General features: G+C 37.5%; 16 protein-coding genes. 9 read left to right on the forward strand and 7 right to left on the reverse strand.

The annotated features are described in order from the left end of the window. Positions 1 to 17: 17 nt before the first annotated feature. Positions 18 to 1,388, forward strand: a complete 1,371-nt coding sequence (locus tag ACP2AF_RS05135; protein ID WP_425235167.1) for a hypothetical protein — start codon at positions 18 to 20, stop codon at positions 1,386 to 1,388. Here the strand turns inward: ACP2AF_RS05135 and ACP2AF_RS05140 are convergent. The 5 genes from ACP2AF_RS05140 to ACP2AF_RS05160 all read right to left on the reverse strand — a co-directional run bounded on the left by ACP2AF_RS05140 (position 1,344) and on the right by ACP2AF_RS05160 (position 6,262). Beyond that, on the reverse strand, positions 1,344 to 2,102 hold the full coding sequence (locus ACP2AF_RS05140; RefSeq protein WP_425235168.1) for a glycosyltransferase family 2 protein: 759 nt from the start codon (positions 2,100 to 2,102) through the stop codon (positions 1,344 to 1,346). The two genes, ACP2AF_RS05135 and ACP2AF_RS05140, sit on opposite strands and share 45 nt — an antisense overlap. Further along, complete coding sequence (locus ACP2AF_RS05145; protein WP_425235169.1) at positions 2,099 to 3,250, reverse strand: O-antigen ligase family protein; 1,152 nt, start codon at positions 3,248 to 3,250, stop codon at positions 2,099 to 2,101. Before ACP2AF_RS05145 ends, ACP2AF_RS05140 begins: the two co-directional genes overlap by 4 nt. An 85-nt stretch (positions 3,251 to 3,335) precedes the next feature. Beyond that, complete coding sequence (locus ACP2AF_RS05150; RefSeq protein ID WP_425235170.1) at positions 3,336 to 3,863, reverse strand: hypothetical protein; 528 nt, start codon at positions 3,861 to 3,863, stop codon at positions 3,336 to 3,338. 664 nt (positions 3,864 to 4,527) lie between these two features. Beyond that, the gene (locus ACP2AF_RS05155; protein ID WP_425235171.1) at positions 4,528 to 5,028 is read right to left on the reverse strand and encodes an acyltransferase; all 501 of its coding nucleotides are present in this window, start codon (positions 5,026 to 5,028) and stop codon (positions 4,528 to 4,530) included. Next, positions 5,003 to 6,262, reverse strand: coding sequence for a lipopolysaccharide biosynthesis protein (locus ACP2AF_RS05160; RefSeq protein WP_425235172.1), 1,260 nt, complete (start codon positions 6,260 to 6,262; stop codon positions 5,003 to 5,005). The genes ACP2AF_RS05155 and ACP2AF_RS05160 overlap by 26 nt, the downstream gene beginning before the upstream one ends. 111 nt (positions 6,263 to 6,373) lie before the next feature. Between ACP2AF_RS05160 and ACP2AF_RS05165 the strand changes: the two genes are divergently transcribed. The 5 genes from ACP2AF_RS05165 (at position 6,374) to purD (ending at position 13,040) form a co-directional block, all read left to right on the forward strand. Further along, positions 6,374 to 7,726, forward strand: coding sequence for an exopolysaccharide biosynthesis polyprenyl glycosylphosphotransferase (locus ACP2AF_RS05165; protein WP_425238008.1), 1,353 nt, complete (start codon positions 6,374 to 6,376; stop codon positions 7,724 to 7,726). Positions 7,727 to 7,790: 64 nt separating this feature from the next. Beyond that, positions 7,791 to 9,089 (forward strand): UDP-glucose dehydrogenase family protein, encoded by a 1,299-nt coding sequence (locus ACP2AF_RS05170; RefSeq protein ID WP_425235173.1) that lies wholly within the window; start codon positions 7,791 to 7,793, stop codon positions 9,087 to 9,089. 25 nt (positions 9,090 to 9,114) lie between these two features. Continuing rightward, positions 9,115 to 10,101, forward strand: coding sequence for a UDP-glucuronic acid decarboxylase family protein (locus tag ACP2AF_RS05175; protein WP_425235174.1), 987 nt, complete (start codon positions 9,115 to 9,117; stop codon positions 10,099 to 10,101). Between the two features lie 533 nt (positions 10,102 to 10,634). Beyond that, positions 10,635 to 11,669, forward strand: coding sequence for an O-antigen ligase family protein (locus tag ACP2AF_RS05180; RefSeq protein ID WP_425235175.1), 1,035 nt, complete (start codon positions 10,635 to 10,637; stop codon positions 11,667 to 11,669). Between the two features lie 99 nt (positions 11,670 to 11,768). Next, positions 11,769 to 13,040 (forward strand): phosphoribosylamine--glycine ligase, encoded by a 1,272-nt coding sequence (gene purD / locus ACP2AF_RS05185; protein WP_425235176.1) that lies wholly within the window; start codon positions 11,769 to 11,771, stop codon positions 13,038 to 13,040. Here the strand turns inward: purD and ACP2AF_RS05190 are convergent. Then, positions 13,035 to 13,256, reverse strand: coding sequence for a DUF6341 family protein (locus ACP2AF_RS05190; RefSeq protein ID WP_425235177.1), 222 nt, complete (start codon positions 13,254 to 13,256; stop codon positions 13,035 to 13,037). The two genes, purD and ACP2AF_RS05190, sit on opposite strands and share 6 nt — an antisense overlap. A gap of 39 nt (positions 13,257 to 13,295) precedes the next feature. On the opposite strand from ACP2AF_RS05190, the gene ACP2AF_RS05195 reads away from it, so the two are divergent. The 3 genes from ACP2AF_RS05195 to ACP2AF_RS05205 are packed head-to-tail and all read left to right on the forward strand — an operon-like array spanning position 13,296 to position 15,903. Continuing rightward, positions 13,296 to 14,234 (forward strand): DUF6427 family protein, encoded by a 939-nt coding sequence (locus ACP2AF_RS05195; RefSeq protein ID WP_425235178.1) that lies wholly within the window; start codon positions 13,296 to 13,298, stop codon positions 14,232 to 14,234. A 30-nt stretch (positions 14,235 to 14,264) separates the two neighbouring features. Then, positions 14,265 to 14,867 (forward strand): DUF4254 domain-containing protein, encoded by a 603-nt coding sequence (locus ACP2AF_RS05200; protein WP_425235179.1) that lies wholly within the window; start codon positions 14,265 to 14,267, stop codon positions 14,865 to 14,867. Beyond that, a complete protein-coding gene (locus tag ACP2AF_RS05205) occupies positions 14,854 to 15,903 on the forward strand; it encodes a glycosyltransferase family 9 protein (RefSeq protein ID WP_425235180.1) in 1,050 nt (349 codons plus the stop codon). Before ACP2AF_RS05200 ends, ACP2AF_RS05205 begins: the two co-directional genes overlap by 14 nt. A 7-nt stretch (positions 15,904 to 15,910) precedes the next feature. Here ACP2AF_RS05205 and ACP2AF_RS05210 read toward each other — a convergent pair whose 3' ends face one another. Further along, positions 15,911 to 16,528 (reverse strand): TetR/AcrR family transcriptional regulator, encoded by a 618-nt coding sequence (locus ACP2AF_RS05210; protein WP_425235181.1) that lies wholly within the window; start codon positions 16,526 to 16,528, stop codon positions 15,911 to 15,913. Positions 16,529 to 16,666: the final 138 nt, after the last annotated feature.

The following is a 16,666-nucleotide window of genomic DNA, read 5'->3' on the forward strand; positions in this document are numbered from 1 at the left end:
AATTTGTAAAACAAGTCTTGAATATTATCTCTGATTTAGAAAAGTCTAAAAGTGTTGAACAAATAGTTCATGAAGATAATAGCATTTGGCCCATCATTAAAAACTATCTACCTCTTCTATTGGATAAAGACAATGAATTGGTCAAAAGGGAAGATGCTGGCACCATAAAAATATTATTAAAGGGCCTATTTCGCGATGCGTTTTGGTTTGTTAAAATATTTCAATCTAACATATGGGTTTTTACCAATTCGGAACGGCGCTATGGCCTGAATGACTCATATTTTGATCGAGTAGCCTCCGGGCTTTTGCAGTTTTTCCCAAGCTATGTGCTTTTTGAAAACCCCATTCCCAAAGGGCAATCGCCCAAAAAGAAATTGCAAAAAGGCGAACGTTGGGTAGGCCTGTCCTGGTTGTTTTTACTACAAAGTCTAATTATAAAGGCTACCGGCTCCGTGCATATTGAAAACCTAGAGCAGCTGGATGACCTATTAGGAGTGCATAAAAACAAAATACTGGGCATCATCAAACGCTACCATGCCGAGTATAAATTGTACCGTTTTTTGTTCAGTTTTAGAAAGCCCAAAGCGGTTTTTGTGGTCTGCTATTATACCAAGTATGGGCTAATAAAAGCCTGTAAGGAAAAAGGTGTTCCTGTTTTTGAACTGCAACACGGGCTGATAACCACCCAGCATCGTGCCTACGGTTTTAAAGCGGATTATGCCCAGGCCTTTAAACCTGATTATTTTTTGACCTATGGGCGAGTCTTCAACCAAATAGTAGCTGAAGGACACTTTGTGCCAAAAACCCATACCTTGGTCTATGGATATTCCTTTCTGAATGAGGTCTCAAAAAAGGCGCAACTCTCAGAAGGTTTGGCGGCACTTAAGGAACGCTACAAGACGGTTGTCTGCATTACGGGGCAACTCATCAATACGGACAAAAAATTGCTTCCCCTCATTGAACAGGTCGCCAAAAAACGCCCAGAGGTTTGCTTCATCTATAAGCCAAGGAACTTGAATAACGGTATTTTATGTGAAGCTCTACGGAATCTCATTAAGTGGGAACGGGCCAACACCTATATGCTTCTTAAGTTTTGCGACTTGCATTTGACCATTTACTCGACCTGCGCCTTGGAAAGTCTGGCACTGGGGACCCCAACAATCTCAGTGGATGTAGATGGGCTTTATACTGAACACTTAAAAAAGTTGATAGGGACCAATACCTACAATTATGAAGCAAGCAGTGCGGATGATATAGTAGGAATCTTAGATGAGGTTTCAGGCCAAAAAGAGGATACACAAAGGGTTAAACTGTCAATTTCGGAGACTATGGCACCCTTGATTTCAAAGGAAGCGTTCCTTGATTTTTTTAACAAAGTAATACATTAAATACTGCATGACCATGATTATGGTCATGAATTTACCAAAGCCCAACACCTTATGATAGAAGTCGTAGGTATATTTAAGAAGCCCAAGTTTTTTGCTGGAAAGGGATCGGGAATGTTTCCGATAATATGCTAAAGGCTCGGATAAATTATAAGCCTTTTTGGTTTGGTCCAAAATATTCAAAAAAAGACTCCAATCCTGTCTTTTTCGAATATCCGACATATATATTTTTCCAATCGCGGCTGCTTTGTACATGGCCGTTGAGGTCAAAATATAGTTGTTTCGCAACATAATTCTTCGGGATACATGTTTTTTGCAGGCCACACTCTTCTCATAGTGTTCGGAAAACTGAATATAATCGGTATACGTAAAATGGTAGTTGTTGCGGGACATAAAATGCAGCTGCTTTTCCAACTTTTTTGGATGCCAGTAATCGTCATTGTCCAAAAAAGCAATGTATTCCCCTTTTGCAGCTTGTATACATTCGTTTCGTGCCACAGCAGCTCCCTTGTTTTCGGTCAATATAATGGGCGGGGGTATTCTGGCATCGTCAAAGCAGGTTATTACCTCAAGACTGTCATCAGTTGAATTATCATCGCAAATGAGCAACTCCCAGTTGCGATAGCTCTGTGCTAGCACTGAATCAATGCATTGCCCCAAAAATTTGGCTCCATTGAAATTGGGAACTATTATGGATACGAGAGGGTCTTTTTTCACGAATTCTTCCTTTTATCCAAGTGGTAATTAGCCATGGTCAAACTACTAGCAAAGACAAAAAGCAATATCCCCCTTTGACGAATCAAAACGCTTTCCATTAATAACAAAAAAACAAAAAATATCCAAAAGAATAGTAAAGGGGCGGACCCTGGGATAGAGGCTTGCTTGAATAAAACAAAAAGTAATGATATTAGCAGGAATATGCCCAAGTATCCCCAATCGACGAAATTGTGAATATACTGGTTATGCGCATTATAAGTTTCGGTTTTAAAACTAAAGTAATCTTTAAAAGTAGACTCATATCGATTGGCAATAGCCTTGTCTACTATTCCCGTCCCATCAATTTCAAAACTCTTTGTGTCAAAAAAACTTGCTCCAATTACGTAAATCTTTACCCTTTTGTTTATTGAGTTGTTTCTTTCCAACAACAGGTCTCTTTTTTCCGTCCATTCAAAAACCTGCGAATATCTATTAAAAAGAACAGTGTCCCTGAAAATATAAGCGCTTGTAAAAAGTCCTAGAACAATCCCGGTAAAGATTATGAGCCTTAAAAAATGCTTTCTACTTTTAAATGCAGAAATTGCCAATTGAGCAAAGCCTGCAAGCAGCAACGCAATCACAACAGCCCTTGAACCCAGCATAAATAGATGAAGAAGCAAATAGATGGCAGCAAAGTATTTTGGTGATTTATTTACATTTTTGAGCAGAAAAAGTGCAACTATTGAAAAAACAGAATACGAGCTTAAATAAATATGACTGAAATAGCCACCTCCGGTATATCTCGTATACAAAAAACGATAATACATCCGACCATTGATTTTTACGTATAAGGATCTTTCACTGACCATATCATAAATAGCCCATAAATCAAGAAAAACCAATAGGGCAATGCATCCGACAATGAAGAATTGCAGGAATTTTTTTTTGAACTTTTCATTTGTCATGAAAATAATGGCAAAGAGGGGTACAAACAGAAAAGGAATAAGCCTTGTTTGATAATCTAAATTTGAATCGGCATTTACAAGAAGCCCAACAATACCCAGCAAAAAATAAAGTATAAAAGGTAATTGACCATGTCCGAACTTTTTTGGTAGAGTTCTTAACTTTTTAGAGATAATGTAAGGAATTCCCCATACTATCGCTAGCATATAGAATATTGTAGTAATGTTCTCTTTGGCAAACAGTGATAGTGCAACCATGATAATTGCCCAAGACCCAAATTGTTCTATTTTTTTATTTATTGGCATTTGCAATTCTGAAATAGGGTACGGCGACTAAAAACATCAAATTGAACAAAGCTAAAAGTATCCGCAAAGAACTGGTATAGGAAACTTCAGCAACTCCCAGTAGAAAAAAATAGATAAAAAGCGACCACCAGATATGCAATTTCCGCTCAGGCATGTTATCTACTCCCTTTATAAAGGGCAATGAAAAAACCAAAAAACCAATATAACCAATACAAGTTAATACCATACCATATCTCACATGCATATCTCCTAAGAACATTGTTGGGGCCGCTCCGCGGTCATTGGTGTTAGGATAAATGGCCTGGAATGTTTCCCTTTTTATTAATTGATAGTCATGTACATCACCTTGGTATAGGTCTCTTCGAGCCATTGATATTCGGGTAATGAAGGCTGAACCTTGGGTGACAAAAAATCTGCGAGGAGGAGATTCCATCAAATAGGCCAATGTTTCCTTGTTCAATGTCTTTCCCTTGGTGACAGTATAAATTGTCAACAATCCGATCAAAGCAACCAAAGTGACGACGATATATTTGAAATTAAACTTATAACCCGAAAAGAACAGCGCAAATATTATAAAAAAAGCAACTAGACCTTTGTGCCCTCCGGATGTCAGTATGAATACAACTAACAGAAGCAGTAAAAATTTCTTGAGATTTCCCCTCAAAAATCGGATAAAGAAAAAATATCCAGATGGAATAAAAACCATAAAAAAGGAAGAAAATGTATAAAAAAACTGAACGGCATCCGATTGGTCTAGTCTATCAGGCAATGTGCCCGTCAGCAAGAATTTGAAAATGGGCAATTCCCTTACATAAAAGACAATATAAAGAAGAACTACAGCAAACCAAAAGAGAAAATATATGGCAGTTATACTTAAATTTTTATTGCTATGGTTTAGAAGGTAACGATTCAAAGGAATCCGCAACTTTCTGTTAAGAAAATACCAATAAAAAAAAGTGCAGATAAATACAAAGATTCCATAAAACTCGAATGAAATCAGGTCTTGATTTTCGAATGTATGGGAATAGGTGGTAAAACCTAAATTGTAATAAATGGATGGACCAACAAATATGAGTGAAATAAAAAAAAAGTGCATGATAAAACTACTGCGATAGAGCCTTTTTTTAATGATGACCAAGAGGTTGAGCAGATAGATAAAAAGTAATAGTAAAACCATTTTAAAAAAACATCTTATTCTCTTTCAACCTGAAGTAGTGTTCTGCATCTCTCATGGAAAACTGCATGGCGGGGTGACCTCCTGCAATGGCAAGCGTATCAATATTTTTAACAACTACGCTCCCTGCCTGAATGATTGCACCTTCGCCAATTTCTACACCTCCCAAAATAATCACATTGTTTCCAAGCCAAACATTGTCATGAATGATAACATTTTTAGAAATTATTTTTTCATCATATGGCAACTTGCTACCATGATAATTATGGATATCCGTAATAATTTGACAATTTTTACCTGAATGAAAGTTGTTTCCAAAGTACACCTCACCTTTTCCCACAACCCTCATCCCGTTAAAATGAACGTTCCTGCCAACTTTGGTTCTTTTGGTCAGAATGGTCAACCTATTTGCCTTAATATCCCCGTTATCACCCAAAGTCCATTTGGCTAAGGTGGTGCAATACGTTGTTCGAATAGACTTAATTATTCTTAAGAGTACCCTCATATGGCCTTTTCTTTAACAATTGAACCTCAAGTAGTGCATATAGCAAGAAATATGATCCTAATGTTGAAATAGCTGCACCAATCAAACCGAACCTTGGGATTAAAATATAGCACAATGACAAACTTGCCAAAGCTGCAATGAACGAAAGTTTCGCGATTGCCTTGGTGTCTTCATAGTAAAATAGATAGTTGATCTTGAATCTGTACATTCCATTAAAAAAATAAGCTGTCAATAAACCAGCATACACCCAGTGGTTGACCTCATAACCTTGACCAATATAGATTTTGTATATCAAAGGCATTAGAATGAACAATATTAAAGCGAATAAAACTAAAAAACCAGTGTAATAACAAAACCAAGATTTCATCTTCAATCTGAACTTTGCATGGTCTCTTGTCATATTTTTCATAAAATAAGGCGCCCACGCCATGTTAAATGAATTAATTATGAGGCTTATGACCATGCATAATTGGTAAACTACGGAGTATTTGCCTAAAGTGGCAGTCCCTAGGATTTCAAGTATAAAATATCTATCGGCATAGTTTAAAATATTGGCAAATGTTGTGTGTAAAATCAGAGGCAATGAAAAAACAAAAATTTTCTTTAGAATCTCTTTTTTTACTTCGAAAACGATAGCTTTTTTGGAGATTAGTTTGTACATGACAATTAAAAAAGCAATAGCAGTACTAACAGTAATTCCCAATACTCTCAAGAAATAATCATCAATAAACAAAAGTAAGAATATTGTAAGGCCAATGTCCAAAGAGGCTTTTAAAAGTCTGACAGAAGCGAACTGACGGAGATTCTCCTCATTTCTTTTTAGCAATAAAAAACCTTCAACAATCAAATTTAGGCATACATAAAAAATGATGCAGAGAATGAGCCATCTCGTTTTGGAAGGTAATTCAATAAAATTTTGCGAAAACAGACAAACCGCAACCAAAATTAACCAGCCTGCTGAAAAAATTAATGCCGAAGAAAATAGGGTGGACAAATATGCTTTTCGATTTTTAATTGAAAAATAGAATTTGCTGAGTGATTGTATTAGGCACAATCCAATGAGAGGTGTTAAAAAAAGAGAAGATGTTGTGAATATGTCAATTATTCCTAAATCGGATTTACTCAGATTTCTTGTCAGAATTGGCAAAATGATAAAAGGGGTGAGTGAATTGAGAAGATTAATGATTGTATATCCACTAAAATTAACTAGCAATGATTGGCTCTTAATCTTCATCTTCTATAATCCTTTTCAAGAAATTCTACAGAATATCAGGCGTAAAAATAAAACTATTTAACAGCTATTTTTGTTTCTTTGCCGAGAATATCATTTATTCTATCAATAAACATGGCCATAAATCGAGGAAAGTTTTTTGGTTTAAGGAGAACCATTGAATACGGATTGGATTTATTGTCCATTAACCTTCTGGCATTCTCCCTACCAGTGTATTTCCATAATCCAATTTTGTTTTATCCCTACATATCCGTGGTGTGGATTTTAATATCCCATAGGAACAGATTTTATGACGTTTATAGACATACTAAGGTCACACACATCCTGGTGCTTCTTTTCAGACAGTTTGTTTTCATGTTCCTTGCCCTATATGCATACATAGGGTTCTTTAAGCAACCCAATGTAAGTAGACTGTATTTGGGATTTTTTTTTCTGTTAATGGTTGTTGCTATTTCAGCACTTAAGTTCTCCAAATACCTTTTCTTAAGTTACTACCGGAAAAAGAGCAAAAGCGATTTACGAAATGTAATAGTCATTGGCAAAAATCAAAAAACGAATCAGCTGGTTGAAGTATTTAATAACGAAAAAGGTTATGGCTATCAGTTTTGCAAGCAATTTCCTGCTTCGAAGGGAGAATTTAGTCTAAAAGAATGTCTCGATTACGTTGTGGACCACAAAATTGATGAAATCTATTGTTCAATAGACGCTTTAGAAGATAACCATATAGTGCAACTGATAGATTTTGCTGATAAGAAATTCAAGACTGTAAAATTTGTTCCAGACAACAAACAGATTTTTTCTAAGAAATTAAATTTTGAATATTACGGTTATGTACCTGTTTTATCTCTAAAAGAGATACCTTTAAAAATAAGAACCAATTATTTACTTAAGAGAGCATTCGACATTGTTTTTTCTTCTTTGGTAATTGTTCTTTTGTTGTCATGGCTAGCGCCTTTAATAGGAATTGTTATAAGCCTTGAATCAAAGGGTCCAGTTTACTTCATACAGCATAGAAAGGGGTATGATTTTAGGCTTTTTGCATGTTGGAAATTTCGTTCGATGGCGACGAACAAAAACCAAGACCACGAACAAGCTACTAAAAATGACATGCGGGTTACCAAGGTGGGTCGATTTATAAGGAAGACGAGCATGGACGAGCTTCCTCAATTTTACAACGTATTAATAGGCAATATGTCGGTTGTTGGGCCTCGACCTCTTTTGATAAAGCATACTAATGATTATGTTGACAAAATTCAAAAATTCATGTTAAGACATCATGTTAAGCCCGGCATAACTGGGCTTGCCCAAGTAAAAGGATATCGAGGTGAAATTGAAAAGGATATGGATATGAAGAACCGAGTGCGGCTTGATATTTTTTATGTTGAAAATTGGTCTTTGTTTTTAGATGTCAAAATAGTAATGCAAACTATAATCAATATTGCAAAAGGGGAGGAAAAGGCTTATTGAGTTTTGAATGATCTAAGCCTAATAAAAACAATTATTTAGATAGTCAAAATCATTTATTAAATATATGAAAATAGCGGTAATTGGCACAGGATACGTCGGCCTTGTCACTGGAACTTGTTTAGCTGAAACGGGCAACGAAGTGGTTTGTGTTGATATAGACCTTAAAAAGGTACAAAAAATGCAAAATGAGGAAGTTCCAATTTACGAACCTCATTTGGATGTGCTGTTTGAAAGAAATATCCAAGGGAAAAGATTAAGATTTACCACTTCTTTAGATGAAGGATTGAGTCATGGTGATATTGTGTTTTTGGCATTACCAACGCCTGAGGATGAAGACGGTTCCGCAGATCTTAAATATATCCTAGGTGTTGCCAATGAAATAGGTAAACTGATTAAATCCTATAAGGTAATCGTTGATAAAAGCACCGTTCCAGTAGGAACTTCTGAAAAGGTCCGTGAGGCCATTGCCAAAAATGCAAAATGTGATTTTGATGTGGTCTCCAACCCGGAGTTTCTTCGTGAAGGCTTTGCGGTTGATGATTTTCTAAAACCAGAACGAATTGTTGTGGGTTCAAATTCGAACAGGGCAACAAGATTAATGGAAAAATTGTACAAACCTTTTGTACGATCTGGAAATCCTGTGATTATTATGGATGAGAAGTCTGCGGAATTAACGAAGTATGCGGCTAACTCATTTTTGGCTGCCAAGATTACCTTTATGAACGAAATTGCAAACTTTTGCGAACTAGTAGGGGCGGATGTAGATAAGGTAAGGATTGGGATGGGGACGGATTCCAGGATAGGTAAACGTTTTCTCTTTCCCGGAATAGGATACGGTGGCTCCTGTTTCCCTAAGGATGTAAAGGCCCTCCATAAATCTGGAAAGGATTCTGGTTATGATTTTCAAATATTGGATTCCGTGATAAAGGTGAACCAAAAACAAAAAACCGTACTTATCCCCAAAATCAAGAATTATTTTAACAATAATTTAAAAGGCAAGAAAATAGGAGTTTGGGGCCTTGCCTTTAAACCTGAAACCGATGATATTAGAGAAGCACCGGCTTTGTATATCATATATGAATTATTGGCTTCAGGAGCAACCATCACGGCATTTGACCCCGAAGCTATGGAAAATGTAGAACGAAAATTAGGAAATAAGATTTCATTTGCCCATGGTATGTATGGCGCTTTGGAAGATGCTGATGCTCTTGTCATATGTACTGAATGGGGGATTTTTAGAAACCCTAACTTTAATGTTATGAAGGAGCTATTAAGGGATAATGTAATTTTTGATGGAAGAAATTTATATGACCCCCAAGAAATGAAAGAAGAAGGATTCCATTACGAATCTATTGGAAGATAAATAATCCAAACAAAATCAGAATAAGTTGAAGAAAATTCTCATCACTGGCGCAGCCGGTTTTCTCGGATCTCATTTATGTGATCGTTTTATTAAAGAAGGTTTTCATGTTGTCGGAATGGACAATCTCATTACTGGTGACATCAAAAATATCGAGCACCTTTTCCCTTTGGAAAACTTTGAATATTACCATCATGACGTGACGAAGTTTGTTCATGTCCCCAGCAAATTGGACTATATTTTGCATTTTGCTTCTCCCGCAAGTCCTATCGACTATTTGAAAATACCCATACAAACTCTTAAAGTAGGTGCTTTGGGGACTCATAACTTGCTCGGGTTGGCAAAGGAAAAGAAGGCGCGAATACTTATTGCGTCAACTTCTGAGATTTATGGTGATCCTTTGGTACATCCACAAAGTGAGGATTACTATGGGAATGTAAATACTATTGGGCCAAGAGGTGTGTATGATGAAGCTAAACGCTTTCAAGAATCAATAACTATGGCCTATCATCGTTTTCATGGATTGGATACAAGAATTGTGCGTATTTTTAATACATATGGTCCCAGAATGCGCCTAAACGACGGTCGGGTGGTTCCGGCTTTTATGGGACAGGCATTACGTGGGGACGATTTGACGATTTTTGGGGATGGTTCCCAGACCCGATCTTTTTGTTATGTCGATGATCAAATCGAAGGAATATACCGGTTGCTATTTAGTAATTTTACGGAGCCTGTCAATATCGGAAACCCACACGAAATTAGCATTAAGGAATTTGCGGAGGAGATTATTAAGCTAACGGGAATCAATCAAAGAATTATTTATAAGCCGCTACCTCAAAATGATCCATTACAAAGACAACCTGACATTACTCGGGCAAAAGAAGTTTTAGGCTGGGAACCAAAAGTAAAGAGGGAGGAGGGATTAAAAATCGTATACGATTATTTCAAATCTCTTTCCCCAGAGGATTTACAAAAAAAAGAGCATAGAGATTTTTCACAACCCACCACACCCTAGGAAGACATTTTTTTTCACATTTCAAAGGTAATCTTTACTGAATGAACTTGAAGGAGCTGCAACTTTGAATTTTGACCGTTTAAAATATACCGAAAAGTTTCGGGTTATTTAGTATTAAGATTTAAGTAGGCTTCTAGATTATGCAAATGAATCTTCGAAATATGCTTTGAGTCGTCAGAAAGTCATCTCTTTATTAGTTCCAAAGGATAATTTGGAAGAGAAATATAGAAATGATTTAGTCTCACAAGATTATTGCCCAAATGCAAAAATTAAGGATTTACAGGGGGCTTGATATGTTCTACACGGAAGGGGATTGGGTAACAAAAACCTTTTGGAATAGCCTTTTCGTTGCTTTTTTCCTAATGCCTTGTGGAATTAATTTGCCCTCTCCGTTTTTTATTGCTTCTATGGTTTTTGGGTTGGTCATAGTCCTGAGGTATAGGAAAAAGTTTGTTTTTGAACCGGCCCTACTTCTTTTTCCATTGTATTTCATACTTATGTGTCTTGGACTTATATATACACAGAATTTACATGTGGGGTTAGATTTGGTGCAGCGCTCTCTATCCTTATTTCTATTTCCCATCATTTTTATGTTCGTAAAAGAGGATGCGGCGGCGGTGCGAAGGTTGTTTGACTTTTTGCTTGCAGGGCTTCTAGTCTCATTTTGTGTTAATTTTATTGTTGCTACCCTAGACCTCGTAACATATGTTTCCGGGAATACCTCCAGCCTTGGTGTATTTTCGATTTTTGATTTGGTTATTGAAGAATGGGATAGATTTTATTTGGGATCGGCACTTTCAAAATCGGTGAACCCCAATTATGTTTCCATCTATATACTGCTGGTACTAAGTTATTATCTTAAAAACAAATTGATTTCCATAGAACGCTTGGCAATAGTAACACTACTATTTATCTATATCTTCTTACTGGCTTCCATTGCCGCCTATCTAATTTTGGCTTTGATGTCCATTTTACTAATTATTGATAAGACAGACAGGGAAAAGAAATATACCGGATTCCTAATCTTCCTTTTAGGTGCCATAGTATTTCTAAATAATCCAAGAGCATCCGGATTTCGTACACTTGTTAAGGAGTATCATCAAACCGATGATCAAAAGGTCATCCTTTTGGGAAAGGCAAAGGTTTTGTCATGGCATACCAGCATAGAACTGATCAAGGAGGCCCCTATATTGGGATATGGAACTGGGGACGCAAATGCGGCCTTGTTCAAAAAATATAATGAGCTTGGGTATAGCTTCAATTCTAAAAACGAGTATAACGCTCACAATCAATTTTTTCAGACCTATCTACAGATAGGGGTCATTGGCTTTGCAGTTTTAATGGGCATTTTTGCGCTTTTGGCTTTACGATTAAAGAGCAGCCGACATGAATTTTCGGTTTTTTTGATTCTTTTCATTTCCATATTGGTCGAATCTATGCTGGTCCGATTCAATGGTATCGTGTTCTTTTCAATTGTAGTTCCTTTACTCCTAAAGAAGCGGAGTATCCTAGGAGGCAGGGTAATTAGGAACACCGAAAAAGTCATACCACTAAAAACCAAGAGGTAATTTTAAAAGACTTCGGAGAAGATTCATTTTTCTGGGTAGGGATTAGTAGTACAAAGGGGAAAAGACTATTTTTGATTTACACATAAGCAAAGAGATTTTATGAACATTTTGATTCTTGGTTCGGGAGGTCGCGAACATACTTTCGCCTGGAAGTTGTCCCAGAGCCCTAAACTGGATAAGCTTTTTGTGGCACCGGGAAATGCAGGAACGTCTTCCATTGCCAAAAACATACCAATTGGTGTAAATGACTTCGAAGGCATAAAGGATATAGTATTGTCCAATAAAATAGATATGGTCGTGGTCGGACCGGAAGACCCTTTAGTCAATGGAGTTCACGATTTTTTCCTGGAAGACCCGGAGCTTAAAAGTGTCCCAGTAATAGGTCCTCAAAAGGCAGCGGCAAATTTGGAGGGCAGTAAGGAATTTGCAAAGCAGTTCATGCAACGGCACAATATCCCTACTGCAGCCTATCAGAGCTTTACTGCAGCGCAGTTGGAAAAGGGCTTGACTTTTTTGGAAACAGTATCCCCTCCATATGTATTAAAGGCAGATGGCCTGGCCGCCGGTAAAGGAGTGGTGATTCTAAATGATTTGGGGAAGGCAAAACAAGAACTGACCTCCATGCTAAAAAATGAAAAGTTTGGAGCTGCAAGCAAAACCGTAGTCATAGAGGAATTTTTATCCGGGCTAGAACTAAGCGTTTTTGTACTAACGGATGGAAAGAATTTCAAAGTCCTGCCTACTGCCAAGGACTATAAACGCATTGGCGAGGGCGACACTGGACTCAATACAGGGGGTATGGGCGCTATTTCCCCTGTTCCCTTTGCCCAAAAAGATTTTATGGACAAAGTGCACGCAAGAATCATTGAACCAACCGTAGAAGGGCTTAAAACAGATAATTTACCCTACAAAGGTTTCATCTTTATAGGATTGATCAAGGTAGATAATGATCCCTATGTTATTGAATACAATGTAAGGATGGGAGATCCCGAGACCGAAGTGGTGCTTCCAAGAGTCAAAAATGATTTGGCAGAAGTCTTCCAAGCGGTCGCCGATCAAACCTTGGACACCATTAATCTTGAAATAGATGAGAATTCAGCTACCACCGTTATGACCGTATCCGGGGGTTATCCTGAAGCCTATGAAAAGGGTTATGAGATTTTTGGTTTGGAGAACGTTTCGGATTCTTTGATCTTCCACGCCGGCACAAAACTAGAGAATGGCAAAGTAGTTACCAATGGAGGCCGGGTAATGGCATTTACTTCTTTTGGAACCAATTTTCAGGATGCGTTGGACAAATCCTACGAAAGCATAAAAAAAATAGGCTTCGATAGACTAAACTATAGAAAAGATATCGGTTTTGATCTATAGATAGGAGTGAGAGGTAATGCTCTTGTCCTCTTCGTCATTGTCATTGAAATTCTTTAGCTGTAACATCCAGTAAACGAAAGCTACGGCTCCAATGATAAATAATAACCAATTCACGATGTTTGCCATCCACCAGCTGTCCAATCCGCGAAGTATATCATACGGGGCAAAAAGGTAATCAACGAACAAAGTCTCTATCCCTCTAAAAAATGAAGTCATCTTGCTGTATATTTACCTACAAAAGTATAAAAAGCCGGGATGATTTCAAGCATTTTTGAAAAAACAAAACCTATAAACTACGTCATTGTATTTGGTTTCCTAGCTGTTTTTTACTGGCTTGCACATTTTTTACTATTTAGCAGGGGCCACGCTCCTGAGGAATTGGTTTGGCAGCTATTTGTTTTAGGGGCGCTTCTGTTCAGCTTGTTTGTAGTCAATTTTATTTGTCATAGAAATAAAATCACCGGCACAAATTCCTATGCTTTGCTGTTTTATGCCATGCTTATGTTGATTTTTCCGGAAACTATGACCGATAGTAGTGCCATACTTTGCAGCTTCTTTTTGCTTCTGGCAACTCGAAGAATAATAAGCCTTAAGTCCCTTAGAAATATAAAATTGAAGATTTTTGACGCTACAATTTGGATTATGACTTCTAGTCTGTTCTACAACTGGGCCATTCTTTATTTACTTCTTGTTTTAGCGGCAATATATATTTATGAACCTAAGAACATCAGGAATTGGTTAGTGCCATTTGCCGGAATTTTTACGGTTTTTGCTATTGCCTACTGTGTTTTGATCTTGATAGAAAAACCTCATCTGTTGGGCGAGCATTATAAATTTTCCGTTAATTTCAATTCGCAGTACTTTTTTGATTGGAACAATAGCACTAGGTTGATTATTTATATTTTGGCGACTTCGTTGGCCGCCTTGTTGGCCTTCATAAAATTAGGCAAGTCCGGATTGGGTAAAATAATTACTATGCGTCTCATAGCACTTTCGTTTGGTATTGGCATTGTTCTAAAAATCTTGACTACCTCCGAAAATACATACCCGGTAATTTTAACCTTCTTTCCTGCTGTAGTTTTCATGACCAATTACTTGGAATCCATAAAGCGACCGAACGTCAAGGAGATTATTTTAATGCTTTCGGTTTTCATTCCGATTATGGTCTTTTTTATCGGTTTGATCTTAAAATAAATGAGGTATATTTGAAAAAAGCATCAAATTATGTTCAGTGAATTCGCCTTCGGAATTTTTGAGGAAAGTATCCGAAATTATCATATTGAAGATGAGGTAGACCAACCTTTTGAAAATCGATACCCCAAAGATGATATCGCTCATTTATTATACCGAAAAAACTGGATAGATACCGTACAATGGCATTATGAGGATATTATTCGCGATCCGAACATTAAACCAAACCAGGCCTTGGAAATAAAGCGAAAGATTGATGCAAGTAATCAGGACCGAACAGATTTGGTAGAGTATATCGACAGTTATTTTTTGAATAAATACCGATCGGCCGAAATCTTGAAGAACGCAACTATCAATACCGAGAGTCCGGCATGGGCAATCGATCGGCTTTCCATTTTGGCGCTTAAGATCTATCATATGAAGGTCGAGGTGGAACGTACGGACGCCACACCGGAACATGTTGAAAAATGTACAGCTAAATTGATGGTATTGCAGGAGCAGAAAAAGGACCTTTCCATGGCAATAGACCAATTATTGGCCGATATAGAGGCGGGACGAAAATTTATGAAGGTCTACAAACAGATGAAGATGTACAATGACGAGGAACTAAACCCGGTCCTTCGTGCCCAAAAATAACACCCGACATATTCTGGTAATCCGTCTCTCTGCCATGGGCGATGTGGCGATGACCGTTCCTGTTCTTTCCGCTTTAGTGCAGCAATATCCTAACTTAAGGATAACCGTATTGACCCGTACTTTTTTTGCTCCTATGTTCGCTTCATTACCAAATGTGAAAATCCATGAAGCGGATTTCAAAGGAAAACATAAAGGATTTCTGGGATTGTGGAGGTTATACGGAGAGCTGAAAGGAAAAAGTATAGATGCGGTAGCCGATCTTCACAATGTTTTGAGGACCCAAGTTTTAAAACGATTCTTTTTTTTTTGTAAAATTCCCTTTTATCAGATAGACAAAGGAAGAAAGGAAAAAAAAGCTTTAACTCGGGAAAAGAACAAAGTCTTCCTACCCTTGAAGACAACTCATGAACGTTATGCAGATGTATTTGCAAGACATGGTTTTTCGTTGGATTTGTCCAATCCCATTCCATTACATAAAGAAAAACTATCGAACAAAACCATTGAACTTATAAATCCCAAAACACGGAACTGGTTGGGAATAGCTCCTTTTGCCGCCTTTTCGGGAAAACAGTACCCATTGGATTTAATGGAGGATGTTATATGTCAAATCTTAAAAACCGATAGGTATAAAATCATGCTTTTTGGTGGCGGCCAAAAAGAAATCCAGTTTTTGGATACCTGGGCAAACTCATTTGATCAGTGCATCAATGTGGCAGGAAAGCTTTCCTTTGGGGACGAATTGGCCTTGATTTCCAACTTGGATATTATGCTTTCTATGGATAGTGGAAATGGTCATCTGGCTGCCATGTACGGTATACCGGTTATTACGCTTTGGGGCATTACCCACCCCCATGCAGGGTTTGCTCCCTTTGGTCAGGATAGCGATAATGCGCTGCTATCCAATAGAGATGAGTACCCTTTTATTCCAACCTCCGTCTATGGTAATAAGTGTCCCACAGAGTATAAGGATGTCATGCGCACAATTTCAGCTAAGACGGTTGTGGAAAAAATAGAATCCTTATGCTTTAAGAAGTAGTTTTCCGTTATACCGTCTGTGGCTTGGTTTGAATGGATTTAAAATACTGACGCAATTGTGTCATAAAACGGTACTTACGGGCACTAGGGGCCATTTCTACCATTAAGGTACGGATACCGATGTATGAGCTCATCAAATAAATTGCTACACCCTCGGCGTCCACATGCCTATCGATATGACCATTAAACTTACCCTTCTGTATAGAAGAAACCAAGTTTACTTCCCATATTTTAAGGATATCGCTCAAATGTTTCATGATTTTCGGATTCCTTCCATTGAACTCATTGATAAAGTTGCTCAAGACAAAACCATAATCAAGCTCGTTATGAACAGCAGTCTCCAAGGCGTCCTCAAAACAATTGGTTATAAGATCCAAAGGGTTTTCGTGTCCTTCAATGGGCTCTATGAGCATACTATAAATTTTTCGAACCACGAGATTCTCCACGATTTGAATGAAGAAATCCTCCTTAGAACTAAAGTGATAGTAAAATGCACCTTTGGAAAGGGAAAGTTCTTTAAGAATGTCATCTACGCTGGTATTGTAATATCCTTTTTTGTAAAACAATTCCAAGCCTGTGACTTGCATACGTTGCATGGTAGCCATACGTTTTAGGTTTTTGTCCATAAGATTTGTGTTTTGGGTTAAAAAGACCGTTGAGTCTAGGACAAAGAACCTTCGAACCTCAATTTGGCTCAATATTTAAGGACAAAGCCACAGAAAAAATCGTTCAATTGACAAAATCTCGATGAACGCACCCTTTTC

This window comes from Ulvibacterium sp. (assembly GCF_965248315.1).
GTDB lineage: Bacteria > Bacteroidota > Bacteroidia > Flavobacteriales > Flavobacteriaceae > Ulvibacterium.